This is a genomic window from Hahella sp. HN01, from assembly GCF_018986435.1.
GTDB lineage: Bacteria > Pseudomonadota > Gammaproteobacteria > Pseudomonadales > Oleiphilaceae > Hahella.
Genome location: NZ_JAHMIN010000018.1, coordinates 85,838 through 107,286 on the forward strand (window position 1 = coordinate 85,838; position 21,449 = coordinate 107,286).

Annotated in this window: 17 protein-coding genes; 4 read left to right on the forward strand and 13 right to left on the reverse strand. The window is 54.6% G+C overall.

What is annotated here, in order from left to right; all coding sequences use genetic code 11:
- Positions 1–79 precede the first annotated feature (79 nt).
- The 6 genes from KP814_RS17955 to KP814_RS17980 all read right to left on the reverse strand — a co-directional run bounded on the left by KP814_RS17955 (position 80) and on the right by KP814_RS17980 (position 3,914).
- Complete coding sequence (locus KP814_RS17955) at positions 80–493, reverse strand: hypothetical protein (protein WP_216738034.1); 414 nt, start codon at positions 491–493, stop codon at positions 80–82.
- Positions 494–506: 13 nt separating this feature from the next.
- Positions 507–893 carry a hypothetical protein gene (locus KP814_RS17960; protein WP_216738035.1) on the reverse strand — a complete coding sequence of 129 codons (387 nt, stop codon included), beginning with the start codon at positions 891–893 and terminating at the stop codon, positions 507–509.
- 8 nt (positions 894–901) lie between these two features.
- Positions 902–1,324, reverse strand: coding sequence for a hypothetical protein (locus tag KP814_RS17965; protein WP_216738036.1), 423 nt, complete (start codon positions 1,322–1,324; stop codon positions 902–904).
- A gap of 92 nt (positions 1,325–1,416) precedes the next feature.
- Entirely contained in the window at positions 1,417–1,821 is a 405-nt protein-coding gene (locus tag KP814_RS17970) for a hypothetical protein (RefSeq protein ID WP_216738037.1), read from the reverse strand.
- Positions 1,822–1,875: 54 nt separating this feature from the next.
- A complete protein-coding gene (locus KP814_RS17975; protein ID WP_216738038.1) occupies positions 1,876–2,472 on the reverse strand; it encodes a hypothetical protein in 597 nt (198 codons plus the stop codon).
- A gap of 170 nt (positions 2,473–2,642) precedes the next feature.
- Complete coding sequence (locus tag KP814_RS17980; protein ID WP_216738039.1) at positions 2,643–3,914, reverse strand: nitrate/nitrite transporter; 1,272 nt, start codon at positions 3,912–3,914, stop codon at positions 2,643–2,645.
- A 365-nt stretch (positions 3,915–4,279) separates the two neighbouring features.
- Between KP814_RS17980 and KP814_RS17985 the strand changes: the two genes are divergently transcribed.
- Positions 4,280–5,755 (forward strand): NarK family nitrate/nitrite MFS transporter, encoded by a 1,476-nt coding sequence (locus KP814_RS17985; protein WP_216738040.1) that lies wholly within the window; start codon positions 4,280–4,282, stop codon positions 5,753–5,755.
- Between the two features lie 17 nt (positions 5,756–5,772).
- A complete protein-coding gene (locus KP814_RS17990) occupies positions 5,773–7,500 on the forward strand; it encodes a bifunctional protein-serine/threonine kinase/phosphatase (RefSeq protein WP_216738041.1) in 1,728 nt (575 codons plus the stop codon).
- Here the strand turns inward: KP814_RS17990 and KP814_RS17995 are convergent.
- Positions 7,485–8,261: an ABC transporter substrate-binding protein gene (locus KP814_RS17995; RefSeq protein ID WP_216738042.1), complete on the reverse strand. Its 777-nt coding sequence runs from the start codon at positions 8,259–8,261 to the stop codon at positions 7,485–7,487. The two genes, KP814_RS17990 and KP814_RS17995, sit on opposite strands and share 16 nt — an antisense overlap.
- Positions 8,262–8,497: 236 nt before the next feature.
- Between KP814_RS17995 and KP814_RS18000 the strand changes: the two genes are divergently transcribed.
- Together KP814_RS18000 and KP814_RS33430 are read left to right on the forward strand one after the other, a co-directional pair.
- Complete coding sequence (locus KP814_RS18000) at positions 8,498–9,835, forward strand: CSLREA domain-containing protein (protein WP_216738043.1); 1,338 nt, start codon at positions 8,498–8,500, stop codon at positions 9,833–9,835.
- A 305-nt stretch (positions 9,836–10,140) separates the two neighbouring features.
- Positions 10,141–11,763 (forward strand): ankyrin repeat domain-containing protein, encoded by a 1,623-nt coding sequence (locus tag KP814_RS33430; protein WP_216738044.1) that lies wholly within the window; start codon positions 10,141–10,143, stop codon positions 11,761–11,763.
- A gap of 132 nt (positions 11,764–11,895) precedes the next feature.
- Here KP814_RS33430 and mqo read toward each other — a convergent pair whose 3' ends face one another.
- The 6 genes from mqo to KP814_RS18035 all read right to left on the reverse strand — a co-directional run bounded on the left by mqo (position 11,896) and on the right by KP814_RS18035 (position 21,286).
- Positions 11,896–13,389, reverse strand: coding sequence for a malate dehydrogenase (quinone) (gene mqo / locus KP814_RS18010; RefSeq protein WP_216738045.1), 1,494 nt, complete (start codon positions 13,387–13,389; stop codon positions 11,896–11,898).
- Between the two features lie 343 nt (positions 13,390–13,732).
- Positions 13,733–14,500, reverse strand: a complete 768-nt coding sequence (locus tag KP814_RS18015) for a peptidylprolyl isomerase (RefSeq protein ID WP_216738046.1) — start codon at positions 14,498–14,500, stop codon at positions 13,733–13,735.
- 85 nt (positions 14,501–14,585) lie between these two features.
- Positions 14,586–15,266, reverse strand: coding sequence for a respiratory nitrate reductase subunit gamma (gene narI, locus KP814_RS18020; RefSeq protein WP_216738047.1), 681 nt, complete (start codon positions 15,264–15,266; stop codon positions 14,586–14,588).
- A gap of 11 nt (positions 15,267–15,277) precedes the next feature.
- Entirely contained in the window at positions 15,278–16,012 is a 735-nt protein-coding gene (narJ, locus tag KP814_RS18025; protein WP_216738048.1) for a nitrate reductase molybdenum cofactor assembly chaperone, read from the reverse strand.
- 2 nt (positions 16,013–16,014) lie between these two features.
- The gene (narH, locus tag KP814_RS18030; RefSeq protein ID WP_216738049.1) at positions 16,015–17,547 is read right to left on the reverse strand and encodes a nitrate reductase subunit beta; all 1,533 of its coding nucleotides are present in this window, start codon (positions 17,545–17,547) and stop codon (positions 16,015–16,017) included.
- 13 nt (positions 17,548–17,560) lie between these two features.
- Positions 17,561–21,286 carry a nitrate reductase subunit alpha gene (locus KP814_RS18035; protein WP_216738050.1) on the reverse strand — a complete coding sequence of 1,242 codons (3,726 nt, stop codon included), beginning with the start codon at positions 21,284–21,286 and terminating at the stop codon, positions 17,561–17,563.
- Positions 21,287–21,449: the final 163 nt, after the last annotated feature.

Below are 21,449 nucleotides of genomic sequence, written 5' to 3' on the forward strand. Positions count from 1 at the left end.
TTTTAACAATATTTTACAAGAGCTAGCTACATAGAGTTGTACGGGCTAGCGGTTCGTTGTATTCACACGTCAAATACAACTAACCTCCCATGAAAATTAGCGCAACCAGAAAACCAATTGCAGCGCCTATTTTTAAAGCGGAAAATATAGTCAAAGCCTTAGCGCCTGATACCAGCCACCATACGAACCCACCTAACACCCCACTTATAATACTTGAGAAGACAAAAAGAACACATATTCCTGCAGCCTTAATCAAGGACACATTCTTTTCTTTTTGAGTAAATTCATTAGCGAATTTCATCGGTAAGTATCCGACTAAAAAAGTCACTGATAGAACATAGGTCAGCACCGCAGGAATTGAACACACATACCCAAACGCAGCTTGATCAATATAACGCAAGGCGCCCGCTCCGATCATCGTTATGACAAAAACAAACAGGACAACATATTTCCCAAAAAAAACTCTCTGCAATTTATCAGCTAAAAAAAACATATAATACATATCCCTATACATGAGCCTCGTCAAGTGGGTATACGGTGATATAAATATCAAACCCATACATTGCCACTTTTGCCAAGTTGGCGCCGGCCAGTACATTCTTGATCACACATTCTTCGCCGCTAACATAGCCTATATCCAAAACTTTTCTGTGTGAGTTTAATAGTTTTTCCTTGGCTAAAGGAATTAGAAGGTCGATAAGGCGTAGAAATTCCTCGATTACGGAGTTAGCATCGGTTCCATTAAATACGCATTCAAAAGAAAGGAAATACTCACCATCTTCAAAGCGATTTTGAAGCAGGACCAGCCTATCAGCCAACTCATCTACCGCTGAAGACAGGCTTTCGTATGAAGAAAGTTCTAAATCCACATTGATAAACGATGTTTTACTCATAATCACAATTAGGTCTCACCAGGCCAGTGCAATCTCTGGAGCATAATGAGTATATTCCATATAGAAAATGCAGGACCGTAGGGTTCTGGAGATACAAATATTTCATTGCCGCTGGATAGTTTAATGACTAGCCGAGAAAGGTCGGCCTTGTCTTCATCCTCAGTGATTGGCGCATCGCGAATCTCTTCGATGTCTTCGTAGCTAAATCTGGTCTCTTGCCCATTACTCTTAACCACCGCGCCTCGAGTGCATAAAACAATCAAGTCAGCTTCGCTACTGGAAGATACCAGGATCGGCTTACCAAGCTCTTTGGGTAGATGGATTTGGGGCGCATTTTTAACATTCGCCCAAAAATGAGTGCTCTGCTTTGGAAATCCGTGTTCACGCGCTCTCCACCTTATTCTATCTTCGATGAACTCATCCGTTTTCATATGGCGCAATCATCCGTACTGATACGCTGCAGATAGCGCCATAATGCAAAAATAAGGTGACAGCCTCGCCAAAACTCTCATGCTTTGACTTGTCAGGCACAAGCCACTTTGTACTCACTTTCAGCCAGCTCTACGAGCTTCCAGTCAAACTTTGTCGTAATCAGTGTGAGCGACATACCGCCATACAGATGCACTTCCCATACAGGATCGTCATCTTGTAGATCATTCATTCTATGTTGAACTGAAGGCGTTACTTTACTTTTGGTTGTTTCTTTCACACGGGTTTCCAAGACCACAAATAAGTCATTGCTTGATGAGTCATCGTCAAGCTCGGCATCCATGTAGACGACCTGGCCACATTCAAAAACAGCCTTCCAATACTTATCGTCCATGGTTCCATAGACCAGTATATCCAGGGTAACTTTTGGGAAGGCGCTCAAGTCAATACGCATATCAGCGTTGTCTAAGAGTGTTTCACATACCTGCTTTAGATTCATACACAGCGCGCCCAATGTCGAATTGCAGCGCAGCTTTCCCCTAAGGATGCTTTGTTAAGCCTTAACTTGCTGAATAATTTTGCGAATTTCATTAAATTTCGTGTCTTTCTTTGATTCGAGTAATTCAAGATACTGGAGTGCATTAAATCCATCGTATTCTCTTCCGGGGCGCTCAATCTTTATATCAAGGCTCGCGCCGGCGTCCAATAATACTTTTAAATACTTTGCATTACGAAAGAGAATCGCCTCATGCACTGGAGCCATACCATCGGTTAGCTTATTAACGTCTTCACCACGAGAGATAAAATAGCTCAACAGGCGATAACCACGCTCTGTTTGCACAGGTCCATGCATATCCAGTGCACGACCAACCCAGGTAATTAGAGAGGTATTACAAATTTCTATTATTTCAGAACTGCTCGAGCACCTTCTGTAGGGATACTCGAATTGTTCCAGTAAGAGCAAGGCGATTTCTGGATTAATAAACAGTCCGTCTTTGCTATACGGATTAAATGTCATTTCATTCGGATTGAGAGTGGCAAGTATAACCAAACCATGTGCGTCCGACGCCAACTCCCAGGTTCTGCTGACACATGGAAGCAAGCTTAAAGCAAATATAAGTATGATTGTAATTGAGATTTTTTTCTTCATCTCGACTGTCTACAAAAGGCTATTCAAACTCGCCTGGGTTTGGCGTCCCAAATTCTATTAAGCTCAGTTCCGACCTCCCTACAGCCAGACATCCCAAGCAGGGCTAGCGATCCACGCGTTCACTCCCCCTCCAAGAATACCGCAAATTTGCAGTTCAATTCCCTCCAATCTCAATCATCCAACAAAAAGTTATGCTCCCTCGCTTCCCGCACCCGGCGTCGGCTGCGTTCATTGCGGATGGCTGCGTACATGGCCACCATGCAGGCTGCCAATACGCCGTAAAGGACCATGAAGCTGGCGGAGTGAACGCCTAACGCTTGCACCGCCAGGGCGAAGGCGATGGGCAGGGTGAAACCGCCGGCGGCGCCGAGTGTGGCCACGGTTCCACCGACGCTGCCCATATGGTCTGGGAAGTAGTCATGGATGATTTTGTAGACTGAAGCACGGCCGAAGCCCTGCGCCACGCCGATAATCAGCATCAGCAAAGTAAACACCCACACGTTGACCCGAATTTCAAGTTGCACGTCACGATCGACGCCATGAATGGTCATGCTGGTGGGTGGATAACTCAGAAAGAACAGACAAACCAGGCATATCCAGAACACGCTCCAGTTCACCGCCCTGCCTCCATATCGGTCCGCGAACCAGCCTCCCAGCGCCCGCACCATACTGGAAGTGGTGACGAACAGCAGTGTCAGCAGCATTGCGTTCTGTAATGACAGTCCATATGCATTGACGTAGTAGTGCGGCAACCACATCAGCAACGCCAGGAAGCTGCCGAACACGAAGTAGTAATACAGGCTGAAACGCCACACCTGGGGCTCTTTCAGCGGCTGTAGATGATACGTCAGATCCGCCCGCCGTCGGATTTGCATATAGCGGGTGTCCTCCGGCGCCAGCGCCCAGAACAGCACCAGAATAACCAGCATCCCCACGCCATAAGCGGGGCCGATAAACTCCGCGCTCCATACCCGTTCGATGACCGGCGCCAGCGCCAGGGTCACCGCTGCGCCAGCATTGCCTGCGCCGAATACACCCATGGCGAAGCCCTGACGGCGACTTTCAAACCAGGCGGTGACGTAACGAATGCCAATCGTAAAAGATACACCGGAGACGCCCAGCCATAGTCCCGCCAGCAGATATCCTTGATAGCTGGATATCAGCGGCAATAAAAACAGCGCTGGCGGCAGCAACGCCATCTGCCAGATGAACAACTTGCGACAGGACATCACCTCGCTTAACACCCCAGCGGGAAAGCGCAGCAGCGCGCCGCTGAACATCGGCGCCGCCAGCAACAATCCGAACTGGAGAATGCTGAGATCCAGCTGCTCTCGAATACGCAGCCCCAGCACCGCATATAGCGTCCATACCGAGAAGTTGGCGGCGAACGCCAGCGTCGCCGCGACGAGCGCGCGTTGTCCCAGTCTTTCGGTATAGAGCATTGGCGTTTCCCCATGCAGCGGTTTGCGCCGAGTTGTATCGGCCTTTGTTGCAAGAATACTGGTTAAAAACGCCAAGAAGACCCTTCTTACCCAAATAAGCCACTGCTTCTCCTACGCCAGCGTTTGGCTACCTACTTATAGGTAGATCTTCTCTGCATACCCCATGGACACCGCAATCCAAGTTCTCACGGGCGCTATCTCTTTGGAGGTAGCGCCCTTAGCCACGACCGAATCGGCCGCTGAAGCAATTTGATACTGGTCAATTCAGTTGGACCGCACAGGTGAAATATTGCAGTCATCCATGGTCCCTAACGAAAGCCAATGCTTTCCCATGTCTTTTCCAACCCTATGCGAAGGGGAGATGTATGAGTACCGACAGCAAACTCAATTTATTCAACTTCAGCGACGGCAAGATAAAGACGCTCCATGTCACTTGGTTTGCGTTCTTTCTGACCTTTGTGGTGTGGTTCAGCCACGCGCCGTTGATGGTGTTCATTAAGGAAGCGCTGGACCTGAGCAGCCAGCAGGTTAAAGCCCTGCTGATTCTCAATGTAGCGCTGACGATTCCGGCGCGGATTCTGATCGGCATTCTCGTCGACAAGTACGGCCCCCGACTGGTTTATAGCGGCTTGCTGATCTCCTCTTCATTTATCTGCGCCGGGTTCGCCATGGCGGACACCTATGAATCCCTGGCCTTGTTCCGCTTCCTGCTCGGCTTCGTCGGCGCGGGCTTCGTGATCGGCATTCGCATGGTGGGCGAATGGTTTCCGGCCAAACAGGTCGGCATCGCTGAAGGCATTTACGGCGGCTGGGGCAACTTCGGCTCCGCCGCCGGGGCCATGACGCTACCCACTCTCGCCCTGCTGTTCGGCGGCGATAACGGCTGGCGCTATGCTCTGGGCCTGACCGGCGTTTTCACTTTTCTCTACGGCATCATTTACTACAAAGTGGCCCGCAACACGCCTAAAGGTTCAACCTACTTCAAACCGAAAAAATCCGGCGGCCTGGAGGTCACCAGCAAAGGCGACTTTATCTTCTACCTGGTGATGAACGTGCCCATGTATCTGGCCCTGGCGGTGCTGGCTTGGAAACTGTCTCCCGCCGGCGTCGCCCTGCTTACCGACAACACCATGTACATTCTGTGGATAGCTCTCGGGATACTGTTCCTGTTCCAGACCAGCCAGATCTGGAAGGTCAACAAGGAAAATCTGACTCACGGCGCGCCCGAGTATGAGCGCTACAAGTTCAAACAGGTGGCGCTGCTGGATCTGGCTTACTTTGTGACCTTTGGTTCAGAACTGGCGGTGGTGTCCATGCTGCCGCTGTTCTTCCTGGAGACCTTCGATGGTCTGGACCCGGTCAAAGCAGGCCTGCTGGCCTCCGGTTTCGCATTCATGAACCTGGTGGCCCGTCCCACTGGAGGACACTTCAGCGATAAGATCGGTCGCCGCAAAAGCCTGATGCTGTTGATCGGCGGACTGGCCGGCGGCTACTTCGTGCTCAGCATGATCGACGGCGGCTGGTGGTTGCCTCTCGCGGTCGCCGCCACCATGTGCTGCTCTTTCTTCGTACAGGCGGGTGAAGGCGCAGTGTTCGCCATCGTACCCCTGGTGAAACGTCGCATGACCGGACAGATTGCAGGCATGGCAGGCGCATATGGCAACGTGGGCGGTGTCGCCTATCTCACCGTACTGTCATTCGTCGATTACAGCACTTTCTTCCAGGTGATCGCCGTCTCTGCGGCGGTGGTGTTCGTCGCCTGCTGGTTCCTGGACGAGCCCAGCGGACAGATTGCGGAAGTCATGCCTGACGGCAGCGTACATATGATCGATGTGAGCTGAACCGACATGAGTCAAACATGCCTCTGAGCATCCACCAGGGCTCTATCACCGCCGCCGGCGTCAAAGCCCTCAATGAAGACGCGGTGGCGGTATGCGTCCCCTCTGAAGAACGACGCCTGCACAGTAAAGGCGTCGTCGCCACGCTGGCGGACGGCGTCAGCTCCGCGGAAGCCGGCAAGGAAGCCAGCGCCACCGCAGTGGACCTGTTTATCGCCGACTACCTGAAGACACCGGACACCTGGGCTGTCAGTCACGCAGGCCAGAAGATACTCTCCTCCCTCAACCTCAGGCTGTATCGCAAAAGTCAGGAATTCGTGCATGAGGCCAAGGGTTATCTGTGCACCTTTTCCGCCTTGATTATCAAGTCCCGCACCGCGCATATTTTTCACGTGGGCGACAGCCGCATCTATCTGTTGCGTCATGGCGAACTGACCCGTCTGACCCGGGACCATATCGTCAGCCTGGGCGGCGGTAGAAAGATGCTCGCCCGAGCGGTGGGCATGGATAACAACCTGCCCATTGATTACGGCAAAACCCCGCTGGAAATTGGCGATATTCTGATCCTTACCTCCGACGGCGTGCATGACTTTCTCAATGACGATCGGATCAAGGACATCGTCGATCATGCGCCCACCGCACAGGAAGCGGTGGATGAGTTGCTGCAACAGTCGCTACATGCCGGGAGCAATGACAACCTCAGCGCTATCGTGTTGGCGGTGGATGATTTGCCGGACACCACGCTGGAAGATTACAGCAACCAGTTAACCCGCCTGCCCTTTCCCCCAGAGCTGGAGCCCGGCATGACGCTGGACGGGCTTGTCGTCGAAAAAGAGATCTTTGCTTCTTCGCGCAGTCAGCTGTACCTGGTGAAAGATCAGGACAGCGGTGAGCGCTGGGTAATGAAAACGCCTTCGCGGAACTATTTGGGAGACGTCAGCTATATCGATCGTTTCATCCAGGAAGAGTGGATCGGCAAGCGCATCGAAAATCCGCATGTGGTGCGCATTATTGAGCAGCCGCAGCCGCGGACCTGTCTCTACTATTTGATGGAACATGTAGAGGGAATCACGCTGCAGCAATGGATCAAGGCTCATCCCTTTCCCAAACCCAAAATCGCCTTTGCGCTGATCGAGCAGATCGCCAACGGATTGTCCGCTCTGCATAGCCAGGACACGATTCATCAGGACCTGAAGCCCGCCAATATCATCGTCAGCGCTGATAACCGGGCGACGATCATCGACTTCGGCTCCGTTTACGTGGCGGGAGTCGCCGAGGTTTTCCGTCCCTTGGAGCATGTCGCCGCGCTGGGCACCGCCTCCTATTCAGACCCGCTGTATCTGCTGGGGCAAAACACCGGCGCACGAGGCGATCTCTACGCCCTGGCGACCATCGCCTACGAAATGTTCACGGGCGAACTGCCCTACGGCGACCCCATCAACGAATGTCGCTCCCGTTTTGATTATGATCGTCTGCGCTATCGCTCCGCCATGCAGTTCAACCCGGTGATTCCTCTTTGGTTTGACCGGGCGCTGCAAAAAGGCGTGGCGTTCGATCTGGATCAGCGTTATCAGACCATGGACGCCTTGCTGCAAGACCTGAAAAACCCCAATCCGGCGTTCCTGCAAGACAACCCCCTGGAAATGGAAGACCGCAGCCCGGTCATGTTCTGGCAAATGCTGTCGGGATTCTGGGCGCTGATTTTGCTGCTGGTGCTGATCCTGTTTTCCTGTCAGGGACCTTCGTGAACGCGCTCGCCATCCACCAGGCCGTTTTCCTTCAGAATCCGCTCAAACTCGCCACTCTCCTTGATAATGGCCAGGCCCCGATTGAAGGCGTCGATGTATTGCTGGTGACGGGGATTTTCCAGGCCGCTGATAACGTACAGCTTGTTGGCGCTCAGAGGCGGCTCCACGAATTCCAGCATCGGCAATAGCGCAGGCTCCTCCCGTTGGATGCGATAACGGGCCACCAGCTCGTCCTCCAGAGTCAGATTGATGCGCCGTTGCGACAACATCAAAACACTCTGCATGAACTGCGTGACTTCCAGACGGGTGAAGTAATCGGCCTCCATGAACGCATCGTTGTAGGCATAGCCGCGCACTACGCCGATCACTCTGCCGCGCAGGCTCGGTAACCCCGTAAATTCGAACAGGTCACCCTTGAGCTTGATGAATTTGACTTCGTTAGTGAGATAAGGGGCGCTGTAGGCGAACAGCGCTGTGCGCTCCTGACTCCACCATGCGTCGAGAATCAGGTCGAAGGTTCCGCGCCGGGTTCCTTCCACCGCTCGCGCCCAGGGGACGAAAAGCTGCTTTACCTTGTAGCCCTGGGTGGCGAAAGCGGCGTTGGCGATTTCAACGGAGACGCCGCCCTGAGGGTGTTCGGGATCAATAAAAGGGGGCCAGGGGTCTGCTGCGGCCTTAAGTTCAATAAGGTCCGCGGCGGCCGCCCCTTTACCGCCCAGTAGAGCGGCGATAGCGATCAACAGCAACAACGCCTTCGCCATTTTCGTTTGCTCCGCCAATAAGAAAACATTGCATGAGAATGAAGTAAGTATGCATCAAAAACGAAAAAGCGCATCCAGATCAAGTTTCCGTTAAAAAACGCTAACTAGAGGATTTATATAGCGGTTTGTCCTAAGTCATTTTACCTACTCTTTTGTTTTTTAAACCAGTATATTTACGCCCGCGTGGTTAAAGGGGTATCTAACCGCGCCAACATCAAAACTAAGGAAGGAATGACATGAATAACAAATTAGCGAAAAGCTACTCCCGGCTAACCTCTTCACTCACCCTCGGCGCTCTCATCGTTGCCGCCCCAGCAGGCGCAGCCAGCTTCCAAGTCACCAAATTCACCGACGGCTATGACGGCGTATGCGACAGCGACTGTTCATTACGCGAAGCTATCCAACAGGCTAACGAGAATGCAGGCCCGGATAAAATCATCCTGGACGCAGGCGTCTACAAATTATCCATCCCAGCCGATAGCGCCATGGATGAAGAAGACGAAAACCTGAACGGCGACCTGGACATCCTGGATGATCTGGTTATCGAGGGTCAGGGCATCGACATCAGCATCATCGACGCAGACGGTCTGGACCGCGCCATCGAAGTGTTGAAAGAAGTCAAAGTGGAAATGCGCGGCTTCACCATCCGTAACGGCAACGTGCGTGATTACGGCGGCGGCATCGAGAACTACGGCGAACTGATGCTGCGTCAAATGCGCATCACCGGCAACGTCACCAAGGGCGAACTGAATCCCGGCAACGGCGGCGGCATCTCCAACGAAGGTATGCTCGACATCTATCAGTCCATCCTTGACGACAACCGCGCGCAAGGCGATGAAGCTCACGGCGGCGCTATCTACAACACCGGCTCCCTGTTCGTGCGTGAAACCACTTTCGAAAACAACTCTTCCGAGAACGAGAGCCTGACCGGCGCGGGCGGCGCGATCTACAACCGCGGCGTAGCGGACATTTCCCGCACCACTTTCGCCAATAACGTCGCTGACTCCACCGGTTCTGCGTTCCTGAACGATGACGCAGCTGATCTGTGGCTGAGCAACAGCACACTGAGCGGCAACATCGCTCTGGGTGAAAATGGCGCAACCTTGGTAAACGGCGTCACCAACCCGACTCTGCAAGGCGTCGCCACCATGAAAGTCGTCCACGTCACCCTGGCGGACAACACGGGCCACGGCTTCTACAACTACGGCGACGTCAACGTTCGCAACAGCCTGATGCTCGGCAACCACCTGCTCGACAACAGCGGCTTCGCAGACTGTGCGGACTACGGCGTGTCCTACCGCAACAAGGGCCTGATGACCGGCATCGGCGCAGGCAACTGTAAGGCGGATATGGAAGTGGCCAGCGAAGACGTGTTCACCCAGGTGCTTTATCCTTTGATGGATAACAGCGGCCTGACCAAAACTCACCGTCTGCGTGAAACCAGCCCGGCGATTGACGCGGGCATGGGCCTTTGCGCCAGAACTGACCAGCGTCGCGTAGTGCGTCCAAAAGACGGCAATGGCGACGGCGTTGAGAACTGCGATCTGGGCTCTTTCGAATTCGTCCTGCCCTAATACGCATCGGTTGAGATGAACAGCCAACGGGGGAGCGCTTCACACGCTCCCTTTTTTCATTCCCCTACCCTCGCCCTCACTCTTACCATCCGCAATCTTCCCTCTTGACGCTCAGAACTGATTAAAAATACGCTTCGCCTTATGCCGTAAATAACCACTAACTTAATGAAATTACGAAAATTTACTGCATAAAAGCCCGATTAGGGTTTATGATCCGGTTCCCACATTTTTATATATTGCGGAAAACTGGAGCGCCGTCTGAAGCGGCAATATCCGCAGTCGGTTACAACACCAGGACAGTAGTTGTGAACAAAATATCCCCAAACCAACTCTTGTGCGCGCGGCCCCACCGCATGCTGAACTCCCTGACGCGGCTCGCCCGTCTGGTTCCGTCTGCGTTAATTCTGGCAGGCGCAACTTCATCGGCGTTGGCGGCTGAGAGCAAATACTACGGCGTCATCGATCAGTACCCGATCACCATGACGCTGTCGATTGAAGAAAACGGTTCCATAAAAGGCGGCTACTTTTACGACCGCTACAAAACGGCCATCGAACTGCATGGGGGCATTCAGGGTTCGAATATTCATCTGGAAAGCAGCGCCCCCAAGGGCAAAGATGAAGAGAACTTTGACGGCAGCTTCACCACTACCATCATCGCTGGCCACAGCTACAACGCTGGCGCGGTGATCCCCAACGAAATCAAGGGATACTGGACTCATTCGGGCAAGAAGCTGCCTTTTACTCTTACCCTGGGACCCTACGAAGATGGCAAACTGACCTGCGAGGAAATGCGGGCGCAACCAGCGCGCGTGTTTTCTGAAGACCCGGATCTAGGGTCTGGCGGCGGCAGCCCGTTGGATGTGGATTACCAGTGTCCGGAGAGCCTGGCTGAACAGCCATTTTTGCAGTCTCTTAAGACATTGAGCGCCGCTTTTCGCAGCGAACAGGGATCTCAGCTCTGCACCGGCACCATTATTCACGCCCAGTGGCGTTATTATCACTTTGAACTGCTGGAGGCGGGTTTCGCGCCGGAAATGAATCTGGCCCGCATCGAACCGAATGACAGAGCGCGCAATCGCGCGGCGACTTTGGACTATCTACGCTACTGGTCTCTGGAAAGCATCTACAACCTGCCCTATTACCATGAATACCTGCAAGTAATGCAGCAGGCGGAGACCGACCTGGCCGCTCATTACGCCAGCCGCTTCGATATGGACGACGCCAAAGCGCACGCCGCCGCACAAGCAGGCGTGGACCTGTTCCTGCAACGTGCGGCGGGAGCCTATCCCAGCAGCCAGGATCATACCGTTGCGCCGCTGGCGACGTTGATGTTCAACAAGAAAGCGCCAACCTTGGAGACCGTGCGTGAACTTATCATCGACGCCGACCAAAGCGCGCGCCTGCAAGCATTAAACGCCGCTTTAGGATTAGAGCTGCCGACAGAGATCGTTAAAGCGCTGCTGGACTCCGTTGAGGACGTCAACCAGGGTGATGAACCCCCTTTGTTCTTCGCCGTGCATAATCCCGACAATGTGCGTTTGTTGCTCAACAAAGGCGCGGACGTCAACTATCAGAACGGCTTCGGCAAAACAGCGCTGTATTATGCTATTCAGTTCAATTTACCTGAGTCCGCGCAAACCCTGCTGGACGCAGGCGCGGAGGTGAATCATCGCTATAAATCCGGGCCTGAGGTGCAGTACGATTGCCGCTACAACATCACCCGCACTTTGCGCAGTCCGTTGATGCACGCCGCCCAGCATGCTGACGCCGCCATGCTGGAGCTGTTGATCAAAGCGGGCGCCGATCCCTCATTGGTGGACGGCCTTGGCGACACGGCATTGACTTATGCAGAAGAAAACGACAAGCCGGAGAATGCGGCCTATCTGAAGAACCTCGCTACGCAATCTCAGGCGAGCGCGAATCAGTAACGTCTCCACAAGACGATCTAAGCCGCCCCAAGGCGGCTTTTTTATGCCTGAAATTCACCCATAAAAAAAGGGTCGCAGCAGCAACCCTTTTCATGTCTTCAGCGGCGCTTTTTGCTTACCGCACAACAGCCATTACATACGTTTTTTATCCAGTCCCAGCACAGACAGGGTTCTGGCGCGTACGCTGTGCAGCAGCTCTGCATTGTCCACCAGCGACTCGCCATAGGAAGGAATCATCTCCTTCAGTTTGGCGTTCCAGTCTGCGCTGCTCAAACGGTCCTTGAAGCACCGCTCGATCACGTCGACCATCGCCTTCACCGCCACAGAAGCGCCTGGCGAGGCGCCCAGCAGCGCCGCCAGCGAGCCGTCTTTGGAAGCCACCAGCTCGGTGCCGAATTCCAGTTTGCCGCGGCCTTGCGCGTCACGTTTGATGATCTGCACGCGCTGTCCGGCTTCCGCCAGCGTCCAGTCGTCTTCTTTCGCTTCGGGGAAGTAGTTCAGCAGCGACTTCACGCGATCTGAATGCGACTGCATCGCTTCTTTAATCAGGTAACGGGTCAGGTCCATGTTGTTGATGCCCACGGACATGATCGGACCAAAGTTGTTGGCGCGGATGGAGCCAAACAGGTCAAAGGAAGAGCCTGTTTTCAGGAATTTGGTGGTAAATCCGGCGTACGGCCCAAACAGTAACGCAGGCTCGCCGTTGATGATGCGGGTGTCCAGATGCGGAACCGACATGGGCGGCGCGCCAATGGCCGCTTTACCATACACCTTGGCGTAATGGCGTTTGACGATATCTGGCTTCTTGCACACCAGCCACTGACCGCTGACCGGGAAACCGCCGTAGCCGTCGCCTTCCGGGATGCCGGATTTCTGCAGCAACGGCAACGCGCCGCCGCCGGCGCCCAGGAATACGAATCCGGTGTCGATAGTTTTGCTTCCGCCATTGCGACTGTCGGACAGCTGCACAGTCCAGCGTCCGTCCTGCTTTTGCTTGAGGCTCTTCACCGGATGGCTCAGCAGCAACTCAAAGTTGGCGTTCTTTTGCAGATGCTCCACCATATTGCGGGTCAGAGAGCCGAAGTCCACGTCGGAACCGTAGCGAACGCGCGTCGCCGCCACTTTCTGCATGGGATCGCGATGCTCCATGACCAGCGGCATCCAATCCTGCAGCGTGCGGGGATCGTCGCTGAACTCCATGTCTTTGAACAGATGATGAGCGCTCAATAATTGATGGCGCTTGCGCAAAAACGCGATGTCCGACTCGCCCCAGACAAAACTTTCGTGCGGACAGGTGTTGATGAATTCATTTGGACTTGGCAGTCCGCCGCGCTCCACCAGATAACTCCAGAACTGCAGCGAAACTTCGAAAGAAGCGTTGATGGCGAGCGCCCGGGTGATTTCGATATTGCCGTCGCCGCTTTCCGGGGTGTAGTTCAGCTCACAATATCCAGCGTGGCCTGTGCCTGCATTATTCCAGCCGTATGTGCTTTCGTGAGCGACATGATCGAGTCTTTCCACCATGACGATATTTAAGGATGGGTCTAACTGCATCAGCATCGTCCCAAGGGTCGTGCTCATAACACCGCCGCCAACTAGCAGCACATCCGCCTTTTTTACAGTCATTACAATCGCGCCTTTGCAAGAAAATCAAAATCTGGTGACAAGCGATAAAACCGCCGCCGATTATGGAGGATTTGGGCGAAAGGTCAAAGATAAGTGCGTCCGCCCCTGGCGAGAAGCGTTTGCTTTTCTGCTCTGTCGAGGGCTATGTTCCTGTCGCCTCGATATTGGAAGAGAACCCGAAAAGCCAAACGTACCTGGCCACGGGGTCGCAATTATACCTTAATTTAATCGCTAAACGAGCGTTTAATTGCTTACGGATAATTTATTGTGACGAGCCCCGCTGCATCAGGGCCAGCCCCACCCGGCATGGCGAGACATAACCCTTTGTAATAAATAAGAAATATTACTGAAGCAATGGAGATCCGTCCTGCGCAAAACGGTAACCGTGAATTTCCGCCGCCTCCACCAGTCTGTGCAAATAATCCACAATCGCCCGGCGCTCAGCCAGCTCCCGCAAATAACTGCGCAATTTTTCTTCAACATAAGAAAACGGTAAAAGGTCGCCAAGAAGGTTGCGCTCCACCCACACCACATGAACGCCGTATCGGCTCTCTATGGGACTGGCGAGCAAACCATGATCATGACGAAACACCGCCGCCTCAAACTCAGCCACGGTTTGCCCACGCGACAGCTGCCCCAGGGAGCCGCCCTGCTCTTTGGAAGGACAGGCTGAAAACTTCTGCGCCAGCATGGCGAACTGTTCTGGGTTTGATTGCAACCGCTCGATCAGCGCCTTGGCCTGCTCCAGTTTCAATGAGCGCTCCTTGACGTCATCAGGGGCCGCCGCCAGCAGAATATGCCTAGCCTCCACCAACGGAGACGAAGAGAACTGTTCCGGGTGGCCGCGATAGAATCGCTCACATTCCTCCGTCGTCGGCTCACGGACTGGGGCTTCTCGTTGCAACAGTTGATCAATGACTTCATCCTGTGACAGCCCTTCTGTATCCATCTCCAGCGCCCGGGCGCGTTGGCGCAACAGTTCGCTGACGATCAAGGCGCGAGCCGCCTGATTCAACGCGTCCTCCTGGCTTTCCGAAGGGAAATACTGCATTTCCTGAAATATCGCCGCCTCAGAGATTGCAACGCCGTTTACGCTGATGTCTGTGTTCATGGTCTTCCTCACTGTGCTTCTTGCAGGTCGCCCCTCACCCTCCACTATTTAAGAAGGTTCGGGGCGGGCGTTGCGGAAAGGGTCTCTATCTCGCCCGAACGACTTGATAGTTGCGGGTAAAGTAGCGCACCGGAACGCTCCACACATGCACCAGCCGGCTGAAAGGGAACAGCAGGAACAGGGTCATGCCGAGGAAGATGTGCAGTTTATAGATCACATGCACACTGCTGACCGCCGCCGCGGCATCCGCGGCATTAAACGTCACCAGAGATTGCGCCCAGCTCATCAGCTTGAGCATTTCAGTCCCGTCCATGTGACCTGAGGACACGAAGATGCTGAGCAATCCCAGAATCAGTTGCGCATAAAGCAGCAACAAAATCGCGATGTCCATTTTGCTGGAATTGGCGCGCACCCGGGGATTAGTCAGACGGCGCTTGATCAGAATGGTCAGCCCGGCGAAGCAGATAATCCCAAACAGCCCGCCAATGCCCATCGCCATGGCCTGCTTGAAACTGGCGGAAATACCCAGCACATGCCATACCGCTTTCGGCGTCAGCAAACCGACGAAGTGTCCCGCCAGGATGGCGATGACGCCGATATGAAACAGGATGCTGCCGATGCGCAATTGACGACTTTCAAAAATCTGACTGGAGCTGGTTTTCCAGGTGTACTGATCCCTGTCATAACGAATCAGACTGCCTACGAAAAAGACCGCCAGCGCGATGTAGGGATAAACGGAAAACAGAAGTGTATTGATATAGTTCATGATATTTCTCCTCAACCCAGATTGGACTGGCGCTCGGCCATCGCCGCAGGGTCCAGTAACTGCACCGGCATGACGTCGTCTTTGCGCTGACTCGCCGCCGGACGATAACGCGCGTCGCCGCAACTGTTCATGGCGCTGTCCTGGGTGAACGTCACCGCTTCTTCCTCCCAGATTTTGTCCAGGGCTTCCGGGGTGTCGTCACGCTCCTCGCCCTTGATCTGTTCGCGCAGCGACGCCAGATTCACGTCCACCTCGGCAAGCTCGATCAGCGCATGAACCAACAGAGCATAAGGACTGTCACGCTCTTCCAGACGCGCCGCCAGCAGAGCGAGAATATGCGCCACGTCCTGCAGCCATCCTCGCGCCTGTTCGCCCTGCGTCGCGGCGAACTCAAGGTAGACCGGCAGATAATCCGGCAATTCGCGCACACTGATTTCCAGGCCCGCCTCACGATATTGTTGCAGCAGGTTGACCATGGCCTGCCCGCGGTCCCGGGATTCGCCATGCACGTGCTCAAACAGATGCAGTGATACCGCCCGACCGCGTTCGAACAGGCCATCGTATTCACTCTGCAAATCCAGTAAATCGCGACTGAAAAAATCGTCGATAAAATTTTCCAGCCGTCGCCGGGTTAAGGTTGTCAGAAGCTGGTCATCCTTAACCAAGCCTCTGACAAGCGCCGAACTTGCATACAGTTCCTCGGTGGGGTAATCCAACAACCGGGATATCAACTTCAAAATGACCATGATTAATCCTCCTGCCGCACCGGAATGACCTGCCGCACCGTCGCCTGTTTACCGCCAAACAGGTTCACCGGGTTGTCGCCGTCGGAGCAGCCATTGCCGAAGCTGAAGCCGCAACTGCTCTTGAGGTCATAAGCGTTCTCCGCGTATTCCCGGTGGGTGGTGGGAATCACAAAGCGGTCTTCATAGTTAGCCAGAGCCATGATGCGATACATGTCTTCCACCAGGGATTTAGTCAAACCCACCTGCTCCAGGACTTTCAGGTCCTCGACCTTATCCACGTGCTTGGCGCGCATGTAGGCGCGCATGGCGATCATGCGCTCCAGCGCCCGCACTACCGGCGCTTCATCTCCCGCCGTCAGCATGTTGGCCAGATAACGCAGGGGAATACGCAGGCTTTTCAGGTCTGGAATCTCGCCGTTCATGCCCACATGTCCCTGCTCCACCGCATTCTGGATCGGGCTGAGCGGCGGCACGTACCAGACCATGGGTAAAGTGCGGTATTCCGGGTGCAGCGGCAGCGCCACTTTCCAGTCAATCGCCATCTTATAGACTGGCGACTGCATGGCCGCCTCCAGCCAAGCCTGGGGAATGCCTTCCGCCCGCGCCGCTTCCTGCACCTTGGGATCATGCGGGTCCAGGAAAATATCGCATTGCGCCTGATACAGATCCTGATCTGAGGCGGCGGAGGCCGCGTCTTTGATGCGATCCGCGTCGTATAACAACACGCCCAGATAGCGGATGCGGCCGACACAGGTTTCCGAACAGACGGTCGGCTGCCCGCTTTCTATACGCGGATAGCAGAAGATGCATTTCTCGGACTTGCCGCTCTTCCAGTTGTAATAGATCTTTTTGTAGGGACAGGCGGAGACGCACATCCTCCAGCCCCGGCATTTGTCCTGATCAATCAATACAATGCCGTCCTCTTCCCGCTTATAGATGGCGCCGCTGGGGCAGGAAGCCACGCAGGCGGGATTCAAACAGTGCTCGCATAACCGCGGCAGATACATCAGGAAGGTTTTTTCAAACTCGCCGTACATGTCCGCCTGCACCTGATCAAAGTTTTTGTCTTTGCGGCGCTTGGCGAACTCCGTACCCAGGATTTCCTCCCAGTTAGGCCCCCATTCGATTTTCTCCATGCGGCGGCCGTCAATCAGCGAGCGCGGACGCGCAGTAGGCTGATGCTTGCGGTCCGGCGCGGTGTGCAGATATTGATAGTCGTAATCGAAGGGTTCGTAGTATTCATCGATTGTCGGCAGGTCCGGATTGCCGAAAATATTCGCCAACACCCGATGACGGCCGCCGATGCGCGGCTTCAAAGTTCCGTCGGCGCCGCGTTTCCAGCCGCCTTTCCATTTCTCCTGATTCTCCCATTCTTTGGGATAACCGACGCCGGGCTTACTTTCCACGTTGTTGAACCAGGCGTACTCCACCCCTTCCCGCGACGTCCATACGTTCTTGCAGGTGATGGAGCAGGTGTGACAGCCGATACACTTGTCCAGATTCAGGACCATTCCGATTTGAGCGCGTACTTTCATAATCTGTCTCCAATCACTCTGTATCTAGCCAGTCAACATTATTCATTTTGCGTACGATGACGAACTCATCGCGGTTGCAGCCAACGGTGCCGTAGTAGTTAAAGCCGTATGACTGCTGCGCGTAGCCGCCGATCATATGGGTCGGCTTCATCACCGCGCGGGTCACGGAGTTGTGAATGCCGCCCCGGGTCTGGGTCATTTCCGCTCCGGGCGTGTTGATGATCCGCTCCTGAGCGTGATACATCATCGCCATGCCTTCCGGCACCCGCTGTGACACCACCGCCCGTGCAGCGATGGAGCCGTTGACGTTGAACACCTCGATCCAGTCGTTATCCTCCAGGCCGGCCTTTTTGGCGTCGGTTTCGCTCATCCACACGATGGGGCCGCCCCGGGACAAAGTCAGCATCAGCAGGTTGTCCGAATAGGTGCTGTGAATACCCCATTTCTGGTGCGGCGTAATCCAGTTGAGCAGGATCTCCTTGTTGCCGTTGGGTTTGCTGTTCATCACCGGCGAGGTGGTTTTCAAGTTGATCGGCGGCTTGTAGACGCACATGGTTTCGCCGAAGTCGCGCATCCATTCATGGTCCTGATAGAACTGCTGACGTCCGGTGATGGTGCGCCAGGGAATCAGCTCATGGACGTTGGTGTAGCCTGCGTTATAGCTCACATGTTCATCCTCCAGCCCAGACCAGGTAGGTGAGGAAATAATCTTGCGGGGTTGCGCTACGATGTCGCGGAAGCGGATTTTTTCTTCCTCTTTCGGCCGCGCCAAGTGGGTGTGATCGAGACCCGTGGCGCGCCCCAATGCTTCCCAGGCTTTCACCGCCACATGGCCGTTGGTCTCCGGCGCCAGAGACAGAATCACTTCCGCCGCGTCGATGGCGCTTTCGATTTTGGGACGACCGCCGCGGGCGCTGTCTTCGTCGTGAGTCAGGTTCAGTTTGGCGAGGAACGCCACTTCTTCTTTAGTATCCCAGTTGATGCCTTTGCCGCCGTTCCCCAGCGTGTCCAGCAGAGGGCCGACTGAGGTGAAACGGTTATAGGTGTTGGGGTAGTCCCGCTCCACCACGACCATGTTGGGGGCCGTCTTGCCGGGTATCAGGTCGCATTCGCCTTTCCACCAGTGTTTGACGCCAAACGGCTGGGCGATTTCCGCCGGAGTGTCGTGCAGAATCGGCACGGTCACCAAGTCTTTTTCCACGCCCAGATGACCTTGCGCCGCCTTGGAGAACTGCTTGGCGATGCCTTTGAAGATGTCCCAGTCGCTGCGCGCTTCCCACACCGGGTCCACCGCTTTGGACAGAGGATGAATGAAAGGATGCATATCTGAGGTATTCAGATCGTCCTTTTCGTACCAGGTCGCCGTTGGCAACACAATGTCGGAATACAGACAGGTGGTGGACATGCGAAAGTCCAGCGTCACCAGCAAGTCCACCTTGCCTTCCGGCGCTTCGTCGCGCCAGGTCACGTCGTCCGGCTTGGTTTCTCCCATTTCCCCGAGATCTTTGCCCAGCAGACCATGCTTGGTTCCCAACAGGTGACGCAGCATGTATTCATGGCCTTTGCCGGAGGAACCCAGCAGGTTGCTGCGCCAGATAAACATGTTGCGGGGATAATTCTGAGGGTTATCCGGGTCCTCACAGGCGAATTTCAGCTGGCCTTCTTTCAACAATTTGACGGCGTAGTCTTTCGGGTCCATGCCCTCCACCGCCGCTTCTTTGGTCAGCATCAGCGGGTTCATGCCCAGCTGCGGCGCAGACGGCAGCCACCCCATACGCTCGGCGCGGGTGTTGTAATCAATGATGGAGGCGCTCCATTTGCCTTTGTCCGCCAGGGGCGACACCACCTCCGTCATCTGCAGTTTTTCATAGCGCCATTGGTCGGCATGGTTATAAAAGAAGGAGGTGCCGTTCATCTGCCGGGGCGGACGTTGCCAATCCAATCCAAACGCCAGAGGCAGCCAGCCGCACTGAGGACGCAGCTTCTCCTGCCCCACATAATGCGCCCAACCGCCGCCGCTTTGGCCAACGCAACCGCACAGCATCAACATGTTGATCAGCCCGCGGTAGTTCATGTCCATGTGATACCAGTGGTTCAGCGCAGCCCCGACAATGACCATAGAGCGGCCATGGGTTTTATCCGCATTGCGGGCGAACTCGCGCGCCACGCGGATCACGTCTGCCTGCGGAACGCCAGTGATTTTTTCCTGCCAGGCCGGCGTGTAGGGAATATCGTCGGAGTAATCCTTGGCGCAGGCTGGATCATCATAGCCATTGTCGACGCCATAGTTGGCCACGGTCAGATCGAATACGCAGGCCACTTTTACCATGGAGCCATCCGCCAGTTGCACGTGCTTCACCGGCACTTTGCGGATCAGCAGTTCATCGTGATCGGTGTGCTGGAAGTAGTCATATTCGTGCTCCTGCCCGCCAAAATAGGGAAACGCCACTGGCGCGATTTCATCGCTGATATTTTTCAGGCTGAGCGCCAGTTTCACTTCCGCGCCGGACTTACCATCCAGTTGCTGGATATTCCATTTGCCCTGCTCGCCCCAGCGATACCCAACAGAGCCAGTGGGTGATATCAGCTCGCCGGTAGCTTCATTAACTGCGATGGTTTTCCATTCCGGATTGTTGTCCTGCCCCAGATTACCGGACAGGTCCGATGCGCGCAGGAAACGGCCTTGAATGTAACGGCCTTCGTGCTCTTCCAGCATGACCAGCATGGGCATGTCGGTGTAACGGCGCACGTAGTCAGTGAAATATTCACTGGGATTATCCACGTGAAAGTCTTTCAGAATCACATGGCCAAACGCCATGGCCAGCGCGGAGTCGGTTCCCTGTTTGGGCGCCAGCCAGGTATCGCCGAATTTGGAGCACTCGGAATAGTCCGAAGTGATGACGCAGGTCTTGGTTCCTTTGTAACGCACTTCTGTCAGGAAGTGCGCGTCAGGAGTACGGGTCTGCGGCACATTGGAGCCCCAGGCGATGATGTAGTTGGAGTTGTACCAGTCCGCCGCCTCCGGTACGTCGGTCTGCTCGCCCCAGATTTGCGGAGACGCTGGCGGCAAGTCGCAATACCAGTCATAGAAGCTCAGGCAATTGCCGCCGATCAGTGACAAATAGCGGGAGCCGGCGGCGTAGGACACCATGGACATGGCGGGAATCGGCGAAAACCCGGAGATACGGTCAGGACCATAACGTTTCGCGGTATAGACGTTGGCGGCGGCGATAATCTCGTTAACCTCATTCCATGAACTGCGCACGAATCCGCCCAGGCCACGGCGCTGCTTGTAGGACTTGGCCTTAGCCGGATCTTCAACAATGCTCTCCCAGGCGTCGACGGGATCGTCGTGCCTTTGCTTCGCTTCGCGCCACAGCTTGATCAGGCTTTGCCTGACTTTGGGATACTTGAGCCGGTTAGCGCTGTAGATGTACCAGGAATAACTGGCGCCTCGCGGGCACCCTCTGGGTTCATGATTGGGGAGGTCCGGGCGCGTGCGGGGATAGTCGGTCTGCTGGGTTTCCCAGGTCACCAGACCATCTTTGACGTAGATCTTCCAGCTACAGGAGCCGGTGCAATTCACTCCATGGGTGGAGCGCACGATTTTATCGTGCTGCCAACGACGGCGATAACCGTCCTCCCAACTACGATCGTCTTTGGTGGTGGCGCCGTGTCCATCCGCGAAAGTCTCTCCTTTGCGTTTGAAAAACTGCAGTCTATCCAGAAAATGGCTCATGTCGGACTCCTCATCAGAACCTGCTTCGAAGCATGGAGCACAGCGTTAGAGACAGGTCGTTTTTTAATTTCAAATTCATTCTAGGAGAGCCCGGGGGACTATAATTGATGCAAATCAAAGCGGTTTTTTGGGGACGCGTCAGCATACTCTGACGCATACCTCT

Bases quoted from the DNA above. Each gene is read 5' to 3' on its own strand.
- KP814_RS17990 (WP_216738041.1), top strand. From the start codon at position 5,773: ATGCCTCTGAGCATCCACCAGGGCTCTATCACCGCCGCCGGCGTCAAA.
- narH (WP_216738049.1), bottom strand. From the start codon at position 17,547: ATGAAAGTACGCGCTCAAATCGGAATGGTCCTGAATCTGGACAAGTGT.
- KP814_RS17980 (WP_216738039.1), bottom strand. From the start codon at position 3,914: ATGCTCTATACCGAAAGACTGGGACAACGCGCGCTCGTCGCGGCGACG.
- KP814_RS17960 (WP_216738035.1), bottom strand. From the start codon at position 893: ATGAGTAAAACATCGTTTATCAATGTGGATTTAGAACTTTCTTCATAC.
- narI (WP_216738047.1), bottom strand. From the start codon at position 15,266: ATGAACTATATCAATACACTTCTGTTTTCCGTTTATCCCTACATCGCG.
- KP814_RS17965 (WP_216738036.1), bottom strand. From the start codon at position 1,324: ATGAAAACGGATGAGTTCATCGAAGATAGAATAAGGTGGAGAGCGCGT.
- mqo (WP_216738045.1), bottom strand. From the start codon at position 13,389: ATGACTGTAAAAAAGGCGGATGTGCTGCTAGTTGGCGGCGGTGTTATG.
- KP814_RS17985 (WP_216738040.1), top strand. From the start codon at position 4,280: ATGAGTACCGACAGCAAACTCAATTTATTCAACTTCAGCGACGGCAAG.
- KP814_RS17955 (WP_216738034.1), bottom strand. From the start codon at position 493: ATGTTTTTTTTAGCTGATAAATTGCAGAGAGTTTTTTTTGGGAAATAT.
- KP814_RS17975 (WP_216738038.1), bottom strand. From the start codon at position 2,472: ATGAAGAAAAAAATCTCAATTACAATCATACTTATATTTGCTTTAAGC.
- KP814_RS18015 (WP_216738046.1), bottom strand. From the start codon at position 14,500: ATGAACACAGACATCAGCGTAAACGGCGTTGCAATCTCTGAGGCGGCG.
- KP814_RS17995 (WP_216738042.1), bottom strand. From the start codon at position 8,261: ATGGCGAAGGCGTTGTTGCTGTTGATCGCTATCGCCGCTCTACTGGGC.
- narJ (WP_216738048.1), bottom strand. From the start codon at position 16,012: ATGGTCATTTTGAAGTTGATATCCCGGTTGTTGGATTACCCCACCGAG.
- KP814_RS18000 (WP_216738043.1), top strand. From the start codon at position 8,498: ATGAATAACAAATTAGCGAAAAGCTACTCCCGGCTAACCTCTTCACTC.
- KP814_RS18035 (WP_216738050.1), bottom strand. From the start codon at position 21,286: ATGAGCCATTTTCTGGATAGACTGCAGTTTTTCAAACGCAAAGGAGAG.
- KP814_RS17970 (WP_216738037.1), bottom strand. From the start codon at position 1,821: ATGAATCTAAAGCAGGTATGTGAAACACTCTTAGACAACGCTGATATG.